This is a genomic window from Oceanobacillus sp. J11TS1 (assembly GCF_018333215.1).
GTDB lineage: Bacteria > Bacillota > Bacilli > Bacillales > Amphibacillaceae > Oceanobacillus.
Genome location: NZ_BORO01000010.1, coordinates 60,583 through 80,688, shown reverse-complemented (window position 1 = coordinate 80,688; position 20,106 = coordinate 60,583). Strand labels below are relative to the sequence as shown.

General features: G+C 36.4%; 15 protein-coding genes and 2 pseudogenes. 3 read left to right on the top strand and 14 right to left on the bottom strand.

Going from position 1 to position 20,106, the window contains the following annotated elements:
* Positions 1-15: 15 nt before the first annotated feature.
* The gene (locus KI343_RS10025) at positions 16-1,044 is read right to left on the bottom strand and encodes a C4-dicarboxylate TRAP transporter substrate-binding protein (protein ID WP_212926283.1); all 1,029 of its coding nucleotides are present in this window, start codon (positions 1,042-1,044) and stop codon (positions 16-18) included.
* A 554-nt stretch (positions 1,045-1,598) separates the two neighbouring features.
* Between KI343_RS10025 and KI343_RS10020 the strand changes: the two genes are divergently transcribed.
* Positions 1,599-1,913 carry a helix-turn-helix domain-containing protein gene (locus KI343_RS10020; protein ID WP_212926282.1) on the top strand — a complete coding sequence of 105 codons (315 nt, stop codon included), beginning with the start codon at positions 1,599-1,601 and terminating at the stop codon, positions 1,911-1,913.
* A gap of 107 nt (positions 1,914-2,020) precedes the next feature.
* On the opposite strand, the gene KI343_RS10015 is transcribed toward KI343_RS10020, so the two are convergent.
* From KI343_RS10015 to KI343_RS20470, 12 genes and pseudogenes are all read right to left on the bottom strand, one after another.
* On the bottom strand, positions 2,021-2,581 hold the full coding sequence (locus tag KI343_RS10015) for a hypothetical protein (RefSeq protein ID WP_212926281.1): 561 nt from the start codon (positions 2,579-2,581) through the stop codon (positions 2,021-2,023).
* 232 nt (positions 2,582-2,813) lie between these two features.
* Entirely contained in the window at positions 2,814-3,227 is a 414-nt protein-coding gene (locus tag KI343_RS10010) for a VanZ family protein (protein WP_212926280.1), read from the bottom strand.
* Positions 3,228-3,678: 451 nt separating this feature from the next.
* Positions 3,679-6,423 carry a M14 family zinc carboxypeptidase gene (locus KI343_RS10005; protein ID WP_212926279.1) on the bottom strand — a complete coding sequence of 915 codons (2,745 nt, stop codon included), beginning with the start codon at positions 6,421-6,423 and terminating at the stop codon, positions 3,679-3,681.
* Between the two features lie 251 nt (positions 6,424-6,674).
* Positions 6,675-7,676 (bottom strand): ABC transporter ATP-binding protein, encoded by a 1,002-nt coding sequence (locus KI343_RS10000; protein ID WP_212926321.1) that lies wholly within the window; start codon positions 7,674-7,676, stop codon positions 6,675-6,677.
* Positions 7,648-8,679: an ABC transporter ATP-binding protein gene (locus tag KI343_RS09995; RefSeq protein WP_212926278.1), complete on the bottom strand. Its 1,032-nt coding sequence runs from the start codon at positions 8,677-8,679 to the stop codon at positions 7,648-7,650. Before KI343_RS09995 ends, KI343_RS10000 begins: the two co-directional genes overlap by 29 nt.
* Positions 8,680-8,701: 22 nt before the next feature.
* Positions 8,702-9,598: an ABC transporter permease gene (locus KI343_RS09990; RefSeq protein ID WP_374705429.1), complete on the bottom strand. Its 897-nt coding sequence runs from the start codon at positions 9,596-9,598 to the stop codon at positions 8,702-8,704.
* A 2-nt stretch (positions 9,599-9,600) separates the two neighbouring features.
* Positions 9,601-10,560 carry an ABC transporter permease gene (locus KI343_RS09985; RefSeq protein WP_212926277.1) on the bottom strand — a complete coding sequence of 320 codons (960 nt, stop codon included), beginning with the start codon at positions 10,558-10,560 and terminating at the stop codon, positions 9,601-9,603.
* A gap of 139 nt (positions 10,561-10,699) precedes the next feature.
* The gene (locus KI343_RS09980; protein ID WP_212926276.1) at positions 10,700-12,283 is read right to left on the bottom strand and encodes an ABC transporter substrate-binding protein; all 1,584 of its coding nucleotides are present in this window, start codon (positions 12,281-12,283) and stop codon (positions 10,700-10,702) included.
* A 649-nt stretch (positions 12,284-12,932) separates the two neighbouring features.
* Positions 12,933-13,166 (bottom strand): annotated as a pseudogene (locus KI343_RS09975) (transposase); the annotation flags it as partial.
* 308 nt (positions 13,167-13,474) lie between these two features.
* The gene (locus tag KI343_RS09970; protein ID WP_212926275.1) at positions 13,475-14,827 is read right to left on the bottom strand and encodes a UDP-glucose dehydrogenase family protein; all 1,353 of its coding nucleotides are present in this window, start codon (positions 14,825-14,827) and stop codon (positions 13,475-13,477) included.
* A 1,125-nt stretch (positions 14,828-15,952) separates the two neighbouring features.
* Positions 15,953-16,081, bottom strand: a complete 129-nt coding sequence (locus KI343_RS20355) for a hypothetical protein (protein WP_280530129.1) — start codon at positions 16,079-16,081, stop codon at positions 15,953-15,955.
* 546 nt (positions 16,082-16,627) lie between these two features.
* Positions 16,628-16,765 carry a hypothetical protein gene (locus tag KI343_RS20470; RefSeq protein WP_306432562.1) on the bottom strand — a complete coding sequence of 46 codons (138 nt, stop codon included), beginning with the start codon at positions 16,763-16,765 and terminating at the stop codon, positions 16,628-16,630.
* Positions 16,766-17,474: 709 nt separating this feature from the next.
* Between KI343_RS20470 and KI343_RS09960 the strand changes: the two genes are divergently transcribed.
* Both KI343_RS09960 and KI343_RS20590 read left to right on the top strand, forming a co-directional pair.
* Positions 17,475-18,443, top strand: coding sequence for a DUF2817 domain-containing protein (locus KI343_RS09960; RefSeq protein ID WP_212926274.1), 969 nt, complete (start codon positions 17,475-17,477; stop codon positions 18,441-18,443).
* Between the two features lie 213 nt (positions 18,444-18,656).
* Positions 18,657-18,854, top strand: a pseudogene (locus KI343_RS20590) (hypothetical protein); the annotation flags it as partial.
* A gap of 287 nt (positions 18,855-19,141) precedes the next feature.
* Here the strand turns inward: KI343_RS20590 and KI343_RS09950 are convergent.
* Positions 19,142-20,065, bottom strand: coding sequence for a YheC/YheD family protein (locus KI343_RS09950; RefSeq protein WP_244856879.1), 924 nt, complete (start codon positions 20,063-20,065; stop codon positions 19,142-19,144).
* Positions 20,066-20,106 lie beyond the last annotated feature (41 nt).

Here is a 20,106-nt window from a genome sequence, read left to right as displayed (position 1 = left end):
CTATTTACTAAATAACTAATGGTTTTTTAATAATTCTTGAATTTCATCATATAGGCCTGGTGTCCACTCAGAGAATTCGTCATATACACTTTCTGCTTTTTCCTTAAATGGTTCTGTATCAACCTCGTGTATTTGTACTCCTGCTGATTCAAATTCTTTTAATATCTCCTCATTTTCTTTCTCTAAGACATCTCTTGCATATTCGGATGCATCTTCACCTGTATCTCTTAAAATTTGAACTAATTCATCAGGCAACGTTTCAATATAATCAGTCCCTGCAATCCAGGAAGTAACAAACTTTTGATGGCCTGTTAAAGAGAGATGTTTAGAAACTTCATGCGCTTTAGTCCCTTCAAGAACTGCAAGTGGGTTTTCAGCTCCATCCACAAGACCTTGTTGAAGAGCAGTATATAATTCTCCAAGTGGATATGAAGTTGCAGAAGCTCCCATAGAATTAAATGTTTTAACTGACACTTGATTATCAGGAACACGAATAGCCATTCCTTTTAGATCCTCCAGAGACGTTACTTTTTTATTTGTAAGAAGGTGACGTTCTCCGTAAACTGTCGTAGCATTAATAATTTCAATATTCTCCTCACGCAAATCTTCTCTAATTCCTTCAAACCATTCAGTTTCTGTTAAATATAATAGCTCATCAAAATCTTCAGCTAGGTAAGGAGCCGTTAAAATGCCTGCATCCGGTACGTAATCCATTAAAAAATCATAGCCAGTCATAACAATAACGTTATTACCCATCATCGCTTGTTCAACAACATCTTTTTCCGCACCTAACTGAGAGTTAGGATAAAGTATTAACTCTAATTTTCCATCACTTTTTTCTTCAGCAAGTTCTTTCCATTTAGATGCTAATTTACCAATAGGTTCATCATCCTGATTCCCGAAAGCAATATTAATTTTATATGTTCCGTCTGTTTCATCATCCCCAACAGATGTCGAAGAAGCTGTATGATTTTCTGAAGAACATGCAACTATTAAAAATAATAAAGGTATTCCAATAATGGAAAATACTAAGCTTCTCTTCATTTTTTAATCTCCCTTGTTTTTGATTTGGTTGGTTATTAGAATTAATTTTGGTATCGATGTATTAACACTTATTAGTTAACGTTTAATCACCAAATACTGATATCCACCCAATAAAATCCTTAACAAAATACATTTAAGCCGCAACAACAGAAAGGGCTTACATTTTCAAACTCTTATATCAACACCTCCTTTATCTTTAACATGCAATTCCATTAACTGTTTCTTACACATACCGAAATTTCCATTTTCACAATCCTCACAATGAGGACAAATAATTTGAGGTATAACTGGAACCAAATCATTTTTAGATACAGAAGTATTTCTCTCATACTATTAAGTAGTAGTTTGTTATCTATCTTGAATATAAATTTTATTCACCTCTTCCACCCTTAACATTTTATGATTTAGAAAAATCCTATTAATCTGCATTTTATGACATATAGGTCTAAAAGTCAACTAATTTTATACCTATTTGTTCTAAAAGGTGTTTATTTCTCCACTTTTCAATAAATCAAGCTAAACTAGAATTAGTAATCTACGTAAAGGAGTCAATTATGATAGATAGTAATAAAATTGGCAATCAACTAAGGGCGCTTAGAAAAGCTAAAGATTTCACAACCCAAGATCTAGCTGATAAAGTAAACGTTTCGCAATCGTATATTAGTCGATTTGAAAATGGTCACTCGATTCCTGATATAGACCTGTTGGAGAAAATGTTGACGGCTCTAGGCACTGATCTTTCATCCTTTTTTTCCGCGGAACTTGAAGATATGCCAAAAGATTTAATTCAATTAATAGATACTGTTAAAACATTGAGCCCAAAAGCGCGAGTAAAGCTGAACGAGTTTTTACAATTAATGAAGGAATAAAAAAACGAAAAGACCGCCCTAAATTTTAGAGCGGTCCTCTTTTGATTGTAATGTTATATCATCTAAAATTGGATTATTTTGTATTAATAGACATAATTTAAGCAGCACTAGTGAAAATGCATATATAACGTCCCTTCAATATCGGATACATAAGCGACCTTTGTAGCAACTACCTCTGACATATTTAAGAAATAAGCATACACTTCATCAAAATATAATTGATCCCTACCAGTTGAATTTGTCTTTAATATTAATAATGCATTGCCACTATTATTTTTTGCTTTTGCTATATCAACTAACTCTTCTACTCTGAGCCGGTTGCGGACATTCATGATTCCTATAACGTTTACTGGCTTATCTTCACGTTCATTAAAGAGTTTTTCTAAGGTTTCCTCATCTTTTTTGTAAAGATTCTCTCTTTCCAAATGCAAAATAAGACCATACCAGTATCCGTCCTCATAATAGCCCCACCATGATAAATCCATTGGTCTCCTGGTGCTACTGCTCGTATCTTCAGTAAATGGATGATAGCCTAACATGGAGCCTAATCTGGAGAAATATTCTATCTCCGTCATTGTAAATGAATGTTTCCCGTGTTCTACCGTAAGATTAAACGTATGATAATTTCTTACATAGCCATCAAATAATTTCATAAGGTTTAATTGCATGTTCTACCACGTCCTTTCCTAGCAACTCCTCTTTCACTAGATTTTTTCGTCTCTACAACTGGAGCATAGCTTGATGGTAGTTCTCCAGAGAAATACCGAGTTTCAAAATGCATCCATAAACCACAACAAACGTGCGTACTAGACCCTTCGTATTATATTTGTGACATAACAAAAGACACCTATTGAGATGTCTTTTCCTTCTTTCTTTTAACTATTTCTATCTTTAACTAGCTCACTCTTTAATTCGCATTTTCACCGCCATGAACAAGGATGCCCCAATTAGCGTACCTATGGTATTTAAAATCACATCGTCAATATCTGTCCATCTATACGGATAGATTATTTGTGCACATTCGATAAATATTGAACAGATCGTACCAATTACTGTTGCTTTTAGGACTGTGCCTACCCTTGGATATTTCATAAGCAGCATAAACCCAAATGGGACAAACAGAATGATGTTCCCAATAATATTTTTTAAACTATCAAATAAGGATTGGTGTAGTATTATATCGGTAAGTTTATAGAATGGAATAATATTATAGTTATGTCCTACACCTATTTCCATTGAATATGGAACCAAGGTAAAGCATATTATCCATAGAATAGATAACAAAAATAAAACATTTACTATGCGTTTTGACATCGTTTAATCTCCCTAAATAAATCATTGTAGATTAATATTATCATAAGGAATACATCCATAATAATATTTTCAACTATTATCACTAAAGACGTGCGTTAGTTGAACATTAATTATTGTTATCATACCAAATAGGGAGTATCGAGCACTTCTCAGAAAACATCATATCACCACAAACATGAGTCGGAAAGGTAACTGTTATGAATGTTCTATACAAATACACGGGGATATCGATTTACCATTTTCACTTGACGGTTCCATCGTAAGCGTAAAATAGTCTACACCTATCAAAAGGTATGGACTATTGTTATGATTTATTTAGATTTATTGGTCACCGACATTCCTTGGGAAGTGTCGGTGACCAAGGTAAGAGGTGAGCTAATTTTTCTTTATCTGACGTATCCATTTTTGACCGTATAGTTGGATTCACCTAGACTTACAGCATTAATTTCATCTACGAGGGTTTAAAGATATCCTCAGGTGCGCGCGGTGCCGGCTCTCCACCAACCCCTACGCCAAAGTAGGCCCAATCATTTACTCGGGTATCGCTAACATGAGAAAATCCGACATAGCCACGGTCATGGGATTCGTCAACGACCTCTACCTGCCATTCTTCTGGCTCTGCTTCCCCAAATGGCCATACTTTACCACGTAACATATTTCCTTCACGCTGTAATACTGCCTGATACCACGTATCTTCCTCAACTGTAAATGGCACCTTTTTATTTTTTAGGGTTGTAAACCCACTGTTTAGATTGCGGTTTATCCTTACTGTACCAGCAGTTCTTAAATCCAAATAATAACTATTCTCACTTCCAGAATTTCCTGAGATATGAAGTGGAAGCTGAAACAGTGTTGTTCCATTACCAAAAGCCTTTACCAATCCGGCAACTTCTACATCTCCTCGAATTTCACCAACTAAGTCCCAAGCCAACGCTGAACGACCACCCGCTTCAACATCATGCTCTAATCTTATCGGGTTTTCCCGAACTGTCCAATTGCTGTCATTCCAAAAGCGAGTCCAATCACTTGGTGTTTCTCCAACATTATTCTTTGAAAAATCAGTCTCAAATTGGGCTGGTGCACTTTTCAAGCCAGCATAGGCTTGGTTTAAGGCGCTAAGTACTTGATCTACTTCTTCTTGCGTTGCTTCCGAATTAGCTAAAATCTCCTCTGCTTCACTAAGAGACTTCACCAGTAATCCCCAGCTTTCCACTGTGAAATTCGACTCACTCAACCCTTCAGCATTAATTTCATTGACACGATATTGAGGTAATGATTTATCAATCTCGGGTAGTATATTCTCTGGAACACGTGGTGCTGATGCTCCCGCAGTCCCCACACTAAAATAGGCCCAGTCGTTTACCATCCCCGTTGTAACGTGTCCTACACCAATTTTACCGATATTTATGAAACGATCTTCTGCAGTAATTTGCCAATTCTCCGGTTCGTCCTCACCGTAAGGCCATACCTTTCCGCGCAACAAATCCCCTTCTCGCTGAAAGACGACCTGATACCAGTTGTTCTCTTTGACCTCAAATGGTAATTCTACTGTTTCAAGTACTAGAAATCTACTATCAAAATTCCTGTTAATCCGAATGTGATTTGGAATAGATGCTGATCCTTGTCCGAGGATATCTAGATAATAGCTCGTTTCATGCCCTTTTTCTTCAGATGCAAGTAGCTGCACTTGAAACATTGCGCTATTGCCACCATTTGCTCGTACTAAAGCAGATACTTCAACATCCCCACGTATATCTCCAACTTTGTCCCAAGCCAATACCCGACGTCCACCATTTTCTGTTACAGCGTGCTGCAATCGTGAAGGGTTATCCATGACAGTCCAACCGCTTTCACGCCATAACGGAGACCAGTCATCTGGTGGACTACCCACTTCATCCTCACTAAAGTCTGTACTAAATTGGAGCGGTTCAGGTAATGCAGGGGGGGCGATACTACCCGGATCAATGGCAGGATCATATAAAGCTATTCCTTCTACTAATCGATAGTCTGAACGCTCATCCATAATGAAAGGAATTACCGTCATCATTGGTTGAGCCATGGAAATGAATACACCGTTTTCACTCACCTGTTCCGTATCTAATGAAAATAATTCAATTTGAGTACGAATCTCTTCTGCTTGCTCATTATTCAATAGATACCCATATGGGGGTGGATCTAAAATATCTGATTTAGAAGGATCATCACCCGCACTCCCATTAAGGTAATATGGCTCTGATTGATTTCTACCAGCCTCTTCTTTTTGAACCCGAGCTTCTTCAACCACTTCTCCAATTTCAACAAATCGTTCTTGGTAAAAGCGGAAGACCGATTCTACAGCAGCCATTTGCCCTTCTACTCGAGTTGCAAAATCATCTACCCAAGTTGTTTCTACTAATATTCCTAGACCATGTCTTAAACCGATTATATTTCTTACTGTACGTGGTGCTCCAGTACCTGGATATGGACCAGTTGTTAATCCAGCTTCTTCAATATCTGGTACCATAAAATCTGTAATTAATTCGTCATTCAACGCTAGAATCCCATCATAGACGTTCAAGCTTGTCGGTCCTAGCAACGAAACATTCGGCCCTTCAATTCGTTCATGTGCATCAAGCGTTAAATCTGGTTGATATTGGTTAAGTACGCTGGCAATAATTTGTCCTTCTGGAGTCTTCAATTCAAGCTGATCTCGGTTGAGGTCGACTCCCTCTGAACTTATCCGGCGATCAGCTTCTCTCCCATCTGGATTGACGGTCGGTATAATCAGCACCGTTGACTTACTTAACATCTCTAATATTTCTGGGTCCTCAGTAAATGCTAAATCCCGCATTACTTTCAATGCCATCTCACGACCTGATGGTTCATTTCCATGCTGTGTTCCCATAATTAATATACTACGCCCTGTTTCTATGCTCTCATCTGAAGGTGGGCTGGGATAGGCGATTTTTGCCAAATGCAATGGTCTACCCTCGACAGATTCACCAATTTGTTTGTACGTTATCCTCTCCGATAATTTGTCAAGCTCCTGTAGAAACAGCTGTTCCTCTTCAAATGTTGTCCATCTTTCTCCATTGGTTTCTTCAAATCCTGTTGTAGGTAAATCCCCCTCTGCGGACCCCTGCATAGGAAGAAGATGATAAATTAGAGGTAATACAAATACGAACACCAATAACTTTTTCCGATGTAGGTTTTTCATAACAACCTCCTCAACAAAATTCCTTTTTTATACTTACTATTAGTATGCATTCAAAAAGGAGGATAAGGATCGGGAAGTTCGAGGCGGTGTAGCTTTGAGTAACGAACTTGTACAGGATGTACCGACTTCTATGTCGTCCACAAGATACGGACAGTCTTAGTAGAAGTTCCGCTTTCCCGATGTGCCGCTTCACCGGACTTTTTGAACAACCTAGATTAATCTTATTAATCTATAATTCTATAATTTCCGCCTTAATTATCTACCACCTTCGCATAATCATTTTCTTCTGTATAAAGATGACAGGATACAAGATGCCCTTGCCCAACTTCCCTAGTTTCAGGAACACTTTTTTTACATACATCCATTACAAAGGGGCATCGTGTATGGAACGGACAACCAGCTGGCGGATTAAGAGGGGATGGAATTTCTCCTCTCAGTTGGATTTTCTCCCTCTCAATTTGCGGATCCGGTATAGGAATAGCTGATAATAATGCTTTCGTGTATGGATGCTTTGGTGTTTCAAATAATGCATCGGTCGGGGCACTTTCTACGATTTTCCCTAGGTACATAACTCCGATTCTATCTCCGATGTGTCGAACAACGCTTAGATCATGTGAGATAAATAAATAGGTTAGTTGAAGATCTTGTTGTATTTCTAGTAATAAATTCAGAATCTGTGATTGAGTGGAGACGTCTAATGCTGATACAGGCTCATCACAAATGATCAATTCTGGATTCATTGACAAAGCTCGCGCCAAGCCAATACGCTGCCTCTGTCCTCCTGAAAATTCATATGGAAATCGATAATATTGATCACGCTGGAGTCCTACTCTTTCTAACAGATTCATCACTTTCTCTGTCCGTTCCTTGCTAGTACCGATTTTATGAATTTTTAAAGGTTCTTCTAAAATAGACCCAATTCTTTTTCTTGGATTTAAAGAAGAAAACGGATCCTGAAAAACCATTTGCATATCCTTACGAACGGTATGAAGTTCCTTTTTGTCATACTGAAAAATATCTTCACCTTGAAACCTAACTTCTCCGTCTGTTGGTTCGGTTAATCGAAGTATGGTTCTTCCAACTGTGCTTTTTCCACATCCGGATTCACCGACAAGGCAGAATGTCTCTCCTTCATTTAATGTAAATGTTACATCATCAACTGCTTTAACGGTCACTTGAGAAATGCCTATGGAATTTCGAACAGGAAAGTATTTTTTTAAATGCTTAACTTCCAAAAAAGCTTTCTTTTCCATCTTCAAAATGGATCTCCTCCTTTTCCATTATTTTTTTGTAGTGCCAACATTTCACTTTATGACCGTTTTCAAGTTCATAAACAGGAGGCTCCTCTGTTTGACAGTTTTCTTCGGCAAATGGGCATCTGGAAGCAAATCGGCAGCCTTTTGGGACATTTTGAAGAGAAGGAACTTTTCCTTTAATGACATACAATTCTTTCTTCCTTTCTCCATCAATATGAGGGATAGACTGAATTAATCCTCTTGTATATGGGTGTAAAGGTCTTTGAAACAAGTCCTTAACATTTGCTTCCTCAACAATTTGACCAAGGTACATCACAACAACACGCGTACAAATTTCTGCCACCACACCTAAATCATGGGTTATAAACATAACCCCCATGTTATATTGCTCTTTTAGTTCTTGTATAAGATCTAAAATTTGTGCTTGAATAGTTACATCCAATGCCGTAGTTGGCTCATCTGCAATCAGCAAATTTGGTCTACAAGCCAGTGCTTGCGCAATCATGACTCTCTGTCTCATCCCTCCTGATAATTCATGGGGATATTCATCCACTCTTTCTTCAGGTGAAGGAATACCTGTTAATCGCAACATTTCAATTGCTTTTTCTCTTGCTTGTCTTTTCGTAAGTTCTTGGTGTAACATAAGAGTTTCCGTTATTTGACTTCCAACGGTATACACTGGATTTAGTGAACTCATCGCATCTTGGAAAATCATTGAAATCTCATTTCCTCTTATTTTTCGCATCTCCTTTTTGGAAAGAGAAAGTAAGTTTCTATCATTATAATGAACCTCTCCTTCATACCTAACGCTATTTTTTTCATCATGAAGCCTTAGAATAGACTCAGATGTTACACTTTTTCCACACCCAGATTCTCCTACAACTCCCAAAGTTTCTCCCTTATCAATATGAAATGAGATATTATCAACAGCAGTTACTTCCCCTGTTTCGGTTCTAAAATAGATTTTTAAATTATTTATTTCTAGTAATCGCTCTGCCATTCCAATTATTCCTCCTCTCTTATTACTTGCCCTTCTTCGAATGAGGATCCAATATATCCCTTAACCCATCACCAAACATATTTAATCCTAATGTAATTAAAATAATTGCTATCCCTGGAAATACGGTCATCCACCATGCAGTTGTAATGACGTTTTTGCCATCATATAAAATATTTCCTAGACTTGGATTTGGAGCTGGTATCCCTGCCCCCAAGAAACTCAACATCGCCTCGTTGATAATAGCCATTGCAAAAATGAATGTTGCTTGAACGATTAAGGGGGAAATCATGTTTGGCGCAATATGTCCCCAAATGATCCTCATGGATCTTGCACCGATTGACCTTAAGGCTTCAATATATGTCTGTTCTTTTATCGTTAGTGTGGAAGATCTTACAACCCGTGCAACCAGTGGCGTATAGACAATGCTTAACGCAATTACAACGTTTTCTGTTCTCGGCCCCAATACAGCCATAATAGCAATGGCTAACAAAATACTTGGAAATGCCATCAACCCGTCATTGATACGCATCAGTACGTGATCTAATCCAGAGTAATATGCCGAATACAAACCGATGATGATACCTAATAAAGCAGTGACAAATGTAACGGAAAAACCTACAATCATAGATTCCTGAATTCCATATATAACTCTGCTAAATAAATCTCTTCCTAAATTATCGGTACCAAATAAATGCTCAGCACTTGGCGCTTGCAGCCGCTCTAAAGGTTCGGCCTGTAATGGATCATGGGCTGTTATAAAAGGAGCAGTAACTGTGATTATCATTGCAATCAACAGAATTAAAAAACCAGTCATCGCCAATTTATTTCTCAGCATACGTCGAATCGCTAATTTCCGTTGTGCCGCCTTCATTTCCTTTTGTAAACTTTGAAAATTTGTCTCTTTTACTATTTGTTCCAAGGTTACCCCTCCTTTTTCCGGCCAAGTCTAACCCTAGGATCCACTACACCGTAGAGCAAGTCGATTATTAGATTAATAAATACATAAGCTACTGCAATTAATAATACGGTTCCTTGAATGACAGGAAAATCTCTTCTTTCAACCGAGTTTACAATTAATTGACCTAATCCAGGAATATTAAAAACAAATTCAATGACGACAGCGCCGGCAATCAAACTAGAGAATGTTTGGCCAATAATCTCAAGGATAACAACAAAGGCATTTCTTAAAGCATGTTTATAAATAACGGTCTGTTCCTTGAGTCCTTTAGAACGTGCAGTTTTAATATAAGAATTAGGCAAGACTTCAAGCATGGACGAGCGTGTCATCCGAACAAGTAATGCAGCTTGTGCAAGGCTTAACGCAATTGCTGGAAGGATTAGCGATTTGATGTGCGTCCAAAGGCCACTATTTAGCGGTTCAAAACCTGCTACAGGGAACCATTGAAGCTGAACGGAAAAAATAAGGATAAAAAATAAGCCTAGTAGAAAACTTGGTACCGATATCCCAAGCAAAGAAAAGCCCATAAGTGATTGATCGATAAGAGATCCTCTACGAACAGCTGCGAATATTCCAATTGGGATAGCTATCAGAACTGCTATAATTTGCGCTAGGATGGTTAAGGAAAGAGTAGGGATAAAGTATGTTGAAAACACACTTAGAACGGAATCGTGAGCATAGATTGATTCCCCTAAATCTCCAGTAATTGTATTACCAATCCACGTAAAAAACTGTTCATGAATCGGTCGATCATGCCCTAATTCCGTTTTTAATGCTTCAATATCTCCTTGACTCGCATTCGGCCCCAAAATAACTGAGGCTGGTTCACCAGGTGATAGATGAACAATAAAAAAAACAGCTACTGCCACAACTAAAATAACCGGAACAACAGAAAGTAAGCGCTCTATAATATAACTTGTCACTACATGTCCTCCCTTTTATTAGTAATCGAACAATATAGGAATTATTAGGTAGAATACTGTAAAAAGACTCTTCTATTCTACAAGTAAATCTAAGAGCCTTTTTACACAACATAATGCGTAATTTATATATCAGCTAACTTTACTGCTTTTCAATATTCCAAAGAACCATACTATAATCGACTTCGAACCCCTCAATATTGCTCTGCATTGCAATTAATGGTTTGTGATGCCCGAACAAAATAAACGGTAAATAATCCCACACTTCCGCTTGTAATTCACTAAATAACTGGCTTGCTTCTTCTTGTGATTCACTTTGTTGAATTTCTTCTACTAAGCGATCAATTTCAGCACTTTCAGACCATCCAGCATACTCATTCTTAGAATGCAGATAAACAGCATCAGTCGGAAGCGGTTCAAAGTTAAATCCTGAAATAAATATATCCCACGCACCCGGGTCTTCACGATGTTCAAGCAATGTTGCCCAATCATAGACTTCTAAATTGATATTCATCCCAATATCTTCAAGCTGACTTTGTATCACTAAAGCAGCCTGGTAGTGAGCAGGGTATTCTCTAGATGCTAAAATAGTAACTTCCTCGCCATTATAGCCAAATTCCTCCAAAAGTTTTTTCGCTTTTTCAGGATCTTTTTGGTTATATTGATCACTTCCTGCATCGGAATACCATAATTCTTGATCAGGAGTTACAATGGAGTGATTTGCAACATAATACTCTTCACTTACATATGCTGCTGTTAATATTTCCTCCATGTTTAATGTTGCATTTACCGCTTTACGGGCTGTATTATCCGCAAAAATTCCTTCTCGTTTATTAAAGAACAAACCTTGAAATCCAAATGGTTCCACAAAAGTTTTTATTGATGAATCAGACTTCATTTGTTCTGCATTATCATAAGATAGTCGCATTGCAATATCATATTCTCCTGTCTGAAGTCCTGAGAATCGAATTGTTTCATCGGTAACAATATCAATATAGATATCATCCACAGATGCTTTCTTAGTGCCAGACAGTCCATCAGACGGGGTGTCCAATGCAACATAATCCTCATATTTTTTTAAGTGCAATGATTGCGTATCCACCCACTCTTCAACCATATACGGACCTGTTCCAATATACTCGGTAACTCCATCGGCAGTTGCACTTTCAATTACCTCTTTCGGCATAATTGCTGCAAATTGTTGTGGATTAGATAATGTATTAATAATCAACGGATTAGGTTCAGCTAACTGTAGGATGACTTCATAATCTCCATTAGCTTCAAAGGAAGCATCTCCCAAATGCCCTCTTCCAAGAACGGAAATCTCTTGCCAACGTTTCATAGAAGCAACGACATCTTCCGCCCTCATTTCATCCCCATTATGGAAAGTAACACCCTGGCGTAGTGTGATTGTTATTGTTTTCCCATCCTCGCTAACCATGTGGGATTCGGCAAGCATGGGCTGCGGATTGTATTTGGAATCGATTGCAAATAATGGCTCAAAAATCTGTGTAGCAAAATCAAATGTACCCGTTGCAGTAGACATATGTGGATCTAGGGTAGGAGGGATAGTATCATAAGCGATTCTTATTTCTGTTTTTCCTTTACCTTCCGCTCCCTCCGTCGCTTCATTATCGTTAGTAGCATCAGTATCTGAACAAGCAACTAAACTAACTGCTGAAATTACCAATATAAAGATAATAAATAATATTTTTTTTACTTTCATTACTTTCAAATCCCCCTTATAAAATGGATTTTTAAATAAATCGTTCTGTCACATTAATATGTGCTGTACCTCCCTACATATATAAATTTTTTCCAATGTCATAGCTAAAGCTGTATGATATTGTATTTTTAAGGCCACAGTTACTATTAACTTATCGTTATACATTATGACTTCCATACCAGTTGATTTATAGTATATTATCTTTAGTATATTCTAGGTATAAGCTGATTTAGAATATATTTTTTAAATTCTGATATTTGCAAATATAATAATTGGGATATAAAAATTTTATAATACACTTCATCACAATTAAACAAATTTATTGAGGTAATGTTAAAGAGAGTTTAAAAATTGAATAGGCGTGCCATTACCGCAACGCCTCTCACATAACTAACAAGTAGGAACGTTCGCATGTTGCCTTCCATATCAATTTGCCCATGCTGACAAGAGCGCATAAAAATTTACAAAAGAAAAAACTCTCCCAAGATTCCTCACGTGAAATCTTAAGAGAATTTCTATTAAACTGTTATTTCGTTTGATAAATAATTTTCTAAACTTAACAACTGCTATTTAATTTAGAATCGATAGTCATACCATTCCCGATGATAGTCAATCGATTATCGCCAGACAAAGGTAATTTATTGGCATTGGCTTCGATTTTTCGGCCAGAGAATACCGACTGGGTATAAGCACATAAAATAATTTTCATCATCATACGTGGATGATAGGCGGGACAGCCTGTTTGGCGGATAAATCCGGTGAAAGCTTCTTCTGGAATCTGTTCAATAAATTCATGAACGGTATAAGCTATATCATTTTCTTGTAATTTCATCTCGAAATCTAATGGCAAAACAACTTGATTTACGTTATAATATTTAAACATAAGGATACCTCGATTCTGTTTTTGTAGTGGTACTTTAACTTTATCAGAAGGTATCCTTTTTTTGTACATTTATTTTATTTTTTAATCAAATTAAAAAAGTGACTTCCTACTTATCTTTGTAGAAAGTCACTTTTCTGTTTTTACTGGGTTTTGTCCCAGCCTCATTTTTAGTATCATTAACCATTCCCGACATTAATATCGGGGAAAACTTATTTATTCTGGAATTCAGCATGAATAGCTATAGGTATCAGCAAAGTATCGATTTACATACATTAAATTATATAATTGTTATTATATATACTTTAGACCTACCGTAAAACAAGCTGTTTTTTTATACTTTTTTTAGCAGGCCTACCAATAGAATGATATTCCACTCCATTATTAGCCATTTCCTGAACATCATATATATTTCTACCATCAAACACTAATGGAGTCTGCATTAATTCTTTATATTGCTTTGGAGTAACTGCTTTAATTTCTCCCCACTCAGTGAAGATGAAGCATGCATTTGCTCCTTCTAGACCATCTTCTGGACTGTGCACATAAGTGATGTTCCCCTGTCCATACCTTCCCTCTGAATAAAACTGCTTAAAGTTATCCACCCCAATTGGATCATATGCATAAATATCTGCCCCTTGTTCTAAAAGCAACGGTATATTTGCAAGTGATGGAGCTTCACGAAGGTCATCTGTGCCTGGTTTGAAAGTTAAGCCAAGTACTGCTACTTTGATGCCATCGAATTTTGTTATTCGTTGTTTCGCTTTTTCATAAAGTTTCAATTTTTGTTCAGAATTTATCTCAATTGTTGCTTGCATTGTTCGAAGGTTATACCCATACTGCCTTGCAAGAAACTCTAAAGCACTAGTATCTTTAGGGAAACAAGATCCTCCATAACCAATACCAGCATTTAAAAACTTGCTACCGATACGCTCATCATAACTCATTCCTTTAGCAACATCTTGAATATCCGCTCCAACCAGTTCACAAAGGTTTGCAATATCATTCATGTAAGAAATTTTTAAAGCAAGAAAGTCATTGGAAGCATATTTAATCATTTCCGCAGTACGACGGTTAACAGATACAATCGGAAGCTTAAATGGTGTATAAATTTCTGTTAAAAGGTTTTCCGCCCACTCACTCTCCGTACCAATAACGATACGAGATGCCTCCAACGTATCTTTTACCGCTGAGCCTTGTGCTAGGAATTCAGGGTTAGATGCTACCTCTACTCTTACATCATTAACAAGCATATCTTTAACCAGTTCCTCTATTTTATCATTAGTACCGATTGGTACTGTTGATTTGATTACCACTAAGCAATCTCTAGCAACAGACTCAGCAATTTCTCTTACAACAGTCTCTACATATTGCAAGTTAGCTGATCCATCTTCTTTCTCTGGCGTACCAACACCAATAAATACCGCATCAGCTTCTTTGTACGCAACTTGATAGTCTGTGGTAAAATGCAGTCTGCCAGCTTCAATATTTTTGCACATCAATTCTTCCAATCCAGCTTCATAGATTGGAGAAATTCCTTCTCGCATGGTTTTTACTTTTTGTTCATCTATATCAACACATGTTACGTTATGTCCGTTTTCTGCCATGCATACGCCAGTTACGAGACCGACGTAGCCTGTACCGGCTACTGCTAGTTTTTTCATACTAAAATTATTCCCTCCAAAAGAATTGTCATGTGAATCCTAACTAAATCTATTTATCCTTTTCTTCTCTAATTCTACATTAAATTGTTAAAGAATTGTGTAAGAATGATACCAAGGTAATTGAGAATTACAATTAGATACAGATTCATAAGCCAGAACCTCAATCTATCCAAAATAAAAATCAATTTGCTAAATCAAATATTAATAATAGGATTTCTATTCATACAAAAATTTTCTATAATCGTTCAGTTAATTTCTAGAAGTTAGTAGTAGGTATGTAGTAGATGCTAAATAATAGTAAGTGCAGACTTACCTATCATCCGGCAAAGCAAGAAATTTTCTAAAGGATTTCTTTTTCTATGGTTAAGTGAAAACGCAGGTAGAAATTGTGCTTCTAAATTCCAATACTAGTAAACTGGAAATATAAAATTTAAATGGGAAGTATTTCTCCTGCGGGAAAAGCTTCTTAATTCTTTAAACCGTAATTTGTAAACTTCCGTAAACCTTTCTTCATTGTTGTCTGCGGTTTAAACCTGACAATCTGCTGAAGTTGATTGGTAGACGCGCAACTAGCTACAAGACCACTTGGTTTTTATAGGTTCAAATTTTTTATTGAACGCTACTTCTCTTCTTAATAATTTACCGATGATTTTTCTAATGTTTCAATGAATGTCATTAGTTCTTCTAGGGTTTTATTTCCATTGTTGTTTTACCTCTCCGTTATCTCCTATCAGAGCATGACTAATTAAACGTTCAATACCTTCTACAATTTTATAAGTGAAATCACAATATAGATCGTTCTTAAAGTCACCATTATTGAAGATTTGAATTTGCGCATTATTAAAGAATTTGTTTGCAAATCCGAATAAGCCATGCCTGGTCTATCCATTGAACCATAAACTAAAAAAGCGTAAGCCTGTTGCAGAAATGCCTTATAAATAGCTAGATAAGCGCCATTAATTCATTTGATTTCTTGATAGATGTATAAAATCAAATAATCCACTGAATGATGTCGGCACATGCTTCTAAGATATTGAAGAAGCCGATTACTTTGCATATGTACATCTGGATATTCAACGGAATATCGTACGCCTGCTTGAGGAGCAAGGTTTATAATTGACCTTTTTAAATAAGCTCTAACGTTCGAATTCCTTGTTCTACTGCTTGGCTTGGCCATGGGAATGCTATCTTCTCAGATTTTGCCCCATCATCAATGGCCGGTAAAATATGCGTGTGAATATATCTATCATTCATAGAACCCCATCACATTATATAGAACGAGACTTCATTACTGAATATTTTTTGTCACTTAATGAGAAAAAGGTTGCCTATTCAGGTCAGAAATTTCAACGCGATAAATAACTCATTCAGAACTATTATATCCCATTCATTATTTGCTCACAACAATAGTTTTAGAAACCATGGTTTCCCTCATCAAATTGTCCTATAACAAGTGTAAAAGAATTTAATAAATAGAAACCTTATTAAAAGCTTTCTTATTTTGTTAGATGCCATAATAATAATAATTTACTTTCTTCTTATCCTCATCTATCCTTTAAGATAGCGCCGAGTACATTGGCATGCACAGATTCCAGTACTACCAATGCTTTTTTGCTGCTTCATTTTCTGTTTTCTTTACTTCGTACAACCAAAATAGCTCCATCTACACAATTAAATAAAACTTATGTTGTGCATCTGTCATAGCTAATACTGACAGCGTATTGAAAATAACCATATCATACTGCTGTTTTGCATATTCAACAAGGGTTTGCATTCTACTAACCCATAGGAAATCAAATGTTAGTTGGTAATATCGGAAGATCCCACAGCCTCTTCCAAACTCGTTTCCTCTACTAAATTACTGCTCAACTCAAGAAAGTTATCTAACTGGAAAGTATAATGAATGATTGGTTTACGTAAATCCACATCTACCAGCAATACTTTTTTCCCTTGCTATTCATAACCAACTGCTAAATTTACGGCAGTTATCGATTTCCCTTCCGCTATCCCCGCAGATGTAAGAAGAATCGTCTTATCCCTTTATCAACAAATGCAAATTACAAATTTGTTCTAAGCGTACGATATTGCTCAGAAATGGGTGAGGGCGGATTTAAATTGGTAAATGTCCGATTTTATTTTTATCCTTAAACTTTTTTCCGTGCCAGTCGAATCACTCCTTCCTGCATATTCCGTTTGGCATAGATTCGCAGAGGATTGGTTTGTACATCCTTCTCGTCAATATGGGAGATAATCAAGTACAGGCACTTCCAAGTTTTTTGTCATATCCTGCTTTATTTTAATGGTATTGGCTAAATACTATAGTGAAAATGCAAATCCTACACCAAGCATTGCCCCAGCACAAGTCCAATCACACAATATTCAACGTTGGATTCCGAGCAACTGATGATGGATTCTCTGATAATTCAGCCTTTGTGGTAATTAATCCTGGAAAAGTCCTAATGGTTTACTTTTCAAATTTTACAGAACTGTAGTCGAAGCAAGACTGGGTAGAGTACGATAAAATAGGTGAAATTGTTTTTTTCTACCCCCCTTGCAAAATTGCAGAAATGTTAAAGAAAGTTAATATTGAGGTATACCTAATGAATGATACAATAGGTATCGTAAAATAACGTTTGGAGTGACAATAGTGCATAAGAATAAATTAATAGTTGGCTTAAGTATTTTATTAGTTTTCATTCTAGTCATTTACATTAACCCTCTTGAGAATGAAAAAAACGTTGATAATGAGGTTATTCATACTATCAAAGTTCCATATGGTTTTTCTGGAGATTTAAAGTATAAGGATTACAGTGAAGTTGAAGAAGAAATTCATCAGTTTGATCATGTAACCGAAATAGGAAAGGACGAAAGTGGCAACTATGATATGCACATGATTGAATTGGGCAACAGGGAAAAACCTTCAATTCTTATCACTGCGGGAATGCATGGTTCAGAATGGCAAGGTACATTATATAGCCTACAGTTTATGGAAGATTTACGAGATGGTACGTTTCCTGATGAGGAATTTAGAGAAAGATTATTAAGCGAGTATCATATTATCTATATTCCTGTCGTTAATCCATATGGGTTTGATAGAGCAATTCCTTATCAGTTAAACTCAGGTCGCTATAATTCAAATGGGGAAGATCTAAACAGAGACTTTTACAATTTTACTCAGGCAGAATCACAAAATGTCAAAGTGGTCATGGATATTTTCAAACCTTTTGCATATTTAGATATCCATATGATGCAAAGCCAATATAGCGCAAACGGAGGAAATAATATTGTACTAGGAAATGGGCAAAAACAAACTGATAAATATTTTGATTATATAGCAGAATCTATTCGTTCTTATGCAGATCAGCCCCTTACAAAATGGGGTGCACCAGCCTATGAAAATCCGATTAATCCTGGATTATCTAGAACCTATATGAGAAATCAAACTAATCCGTATACCCCATATACACTTTCATATATTTTCGAATTAGCGAAACAAGTTGACAGGGATACGGGATTTGACGCTCCATTAAGTGATCAACAAATAATTGATTACGGAATGGCCGGATTATACTTATTTCTATATACCTCCGCCATGTACTTTGAAGATGAAAATTAAATACCTTTCTTTGTGAAATAGCCGGGATGCACGGTCTGCCTACTATAAATGGTTGAACAGAATGCCTTCTGAACGTGAACTACAAAATCAGGGAATTATAAAGAAAAAGGTAACCTTTCATGAAAAAGTGGAAGCATTTATGAATATCGCTGAATGAAAATATATAAATCGTCGATTTGAAGAAAATTTTAATTAGAAACTCAATCAGAAACGTTCGAAGAACTAAGAACAGCTATAGACGAGTACATTCAATTTTACAATCATTATAGATATCAAGAAAAACTAACCACATCCCTTTGGAATATAGGGCTGTGGTCTTTTAAATCATTTTTATTATTTACACTATCTAGCAGTTCAGTTTCCCTATTGTTGTCATTTCTTATTTATTTCACCATGTCGAAAGGAAACTAAACTAATTAATAGAGATACATGCATGATTTTAGAAAATAAAAAAGAAACGTAACACAAATTTTTTGGAAGACTGTTTTTTTCATTCCATAAAATTTTCTTTAATATAATGTAGATTCAGCAGTCATCATGGATTGATTTCAACTAAAAATGCATACTAATAAAAGCGCAAAATAATCTTAGCACTTTAGTACGGTCCGGGACAGACACCGGACTCAATAAAACACTACACTATCATTTAGGACGAGGAGCAATCTCCTTTGGCTCTCGGTGCTTCTACTACGCAAAATTTATTTTACTTTTGTTTCGATAAGATGTTGATAATATCCACATCTTAATAAGGTAACTTCGGCTTTTATTGAGTTTGTTGCTGGTGCGCTGTTTGCTTCAAAGATGTATAGTTCTCCATCTTTATCAATTCCAATGTCGACACCAAGTGTCATAAGATTTGTTTTCCTAATGGTCTCCATCTTGTACGGGAATGATTTCCCAAAACTTTTCAACTTTTCATGAATGGCTGTCCAATTTGGGAAGTTAGCCTTTAGGAATGGGACCACATCAGCTATCCCGCCGCCCTGGTTCACGTTTGAAATTACCTTTTGACCTATCCCAATCCGGACATATATTCTCGCAATTTGCCATTTTCCGTTTCTATCTTTCTCCGTGTGGATGCGACAATCAAATGGATCGTCATTCTTGGTTCTGGAATAGACAAATTTTTGTGCTATGTGCTTCGCGTCTTTTATTTCATCCTCGTACAACGTTTCCAACTCAGAGGAATCCATTGTCTTTTCGGTTGTTTTAAAGCCTACGGAATAATTATCTTTATTCTTTTTAATACGATAAACACCCTGTCCTCTTTGGCTATATACGGGCTTCACCACAATTTCCTTATGCTCCTGCAGAAACATTTCGATATCACTAAAGGCCTCGATGGGCTTAGTAGGAATAACATACCTTGAATATACTTCATCCTTTAACAGGATTTCCTGCAGTTCTTCTTTTGAAATTCTGTTCAATCCATTATCAGTCAAAACGGCCTTACTTCTTAAATACTTAGTTACATTTGAAAATTTGAAACAGAAAGGTGAGATGTCAATAAGTTTCGGTATTCCTGTCTCAACACTAACCCATTTATCTCCAATAAAGCTTTTCGCGTTTATTTTATCGTTTTCCATATCGATGTCGTTTGGATGGAAATAAATGATATCCATTCCATCGAATTTCCCTATTTTCGCTGCAAGTTCAGCCATAA

Coding starts and splice junctions, on each gene's coding strand:
- KI343_RS10025 (WP_212926283.1), bottom strand. CDS start 1,044: ATGAAGAGAAGCTTAGTATTTTCCATTATTGGAATACCTTTATTATTT.
- KI343_RS10020 (WP_212926282.1), top strand. CDS start 1,599: ATGATAGATAGTAATAAAATTGGCAATCAACTAAGGGCGCTTAGAAAA.
- KI343_RS10015 (WP_212926281.1), bottom strand. CDS start 2,581: ATGCAATTAAACCTTATGAAATTATTTGATGGCTATGTAAGAAATTAT.
- KI343_RS10010 (WP_212926280.1), bottom strand. CDS start 3,227: ATGTCAAAACGCATAGTAAATGTTTTATTTTTGTTATCTATTCTATGG.
- KI343_RS10005 (WP_212926279.1), bottom strand. CDS start 6,423: ATGAAAAACCTACATCGGAAAAAGTTATTGGTGTTCGTATTTGTATTA.
- KI343_RS10000 (WP_212926321.1), bottom strand. CDS start 7,676: ATGGAAAAGAAAGCTTTTTTGGAAGTTAAGCATTTAAAAAAATACTTT.
- KI343_RS09995 (WP_212926278.1), bottom strand. CDS start 8,679: ATGGCAGAGCGATTACTAGAAATAAATAATTTAAAAATCTATTTTAGA.
- KI343_RS09980 (WP_212926276.1), bottom strand. CDS start 12,283: ATGAAAGTAAAAAAAATATTATTTATTATCTTTATATTGGTAATTTCA.
- KI343_RS09970 (WP_212926275.1), bottom strand. CDS start 14,827: ATGAAAAAACTAGCAGTAGCCGGTACAGGCTACGTCGGTCTCGTAACT.
- KI343_RS20355 (WP_280530129.1), bottom strand. CDS start 16,081: ATGAATGATAGATATATTCACACGCATATTTTACCGGCCATTGATGAT.
- KI343_RS09950 (WP_244856879.1), bottom strand. CDS start 20,065: ATGGATATCATTTATTTCCATCCAAACGACATCGATATGGAAAACGAT.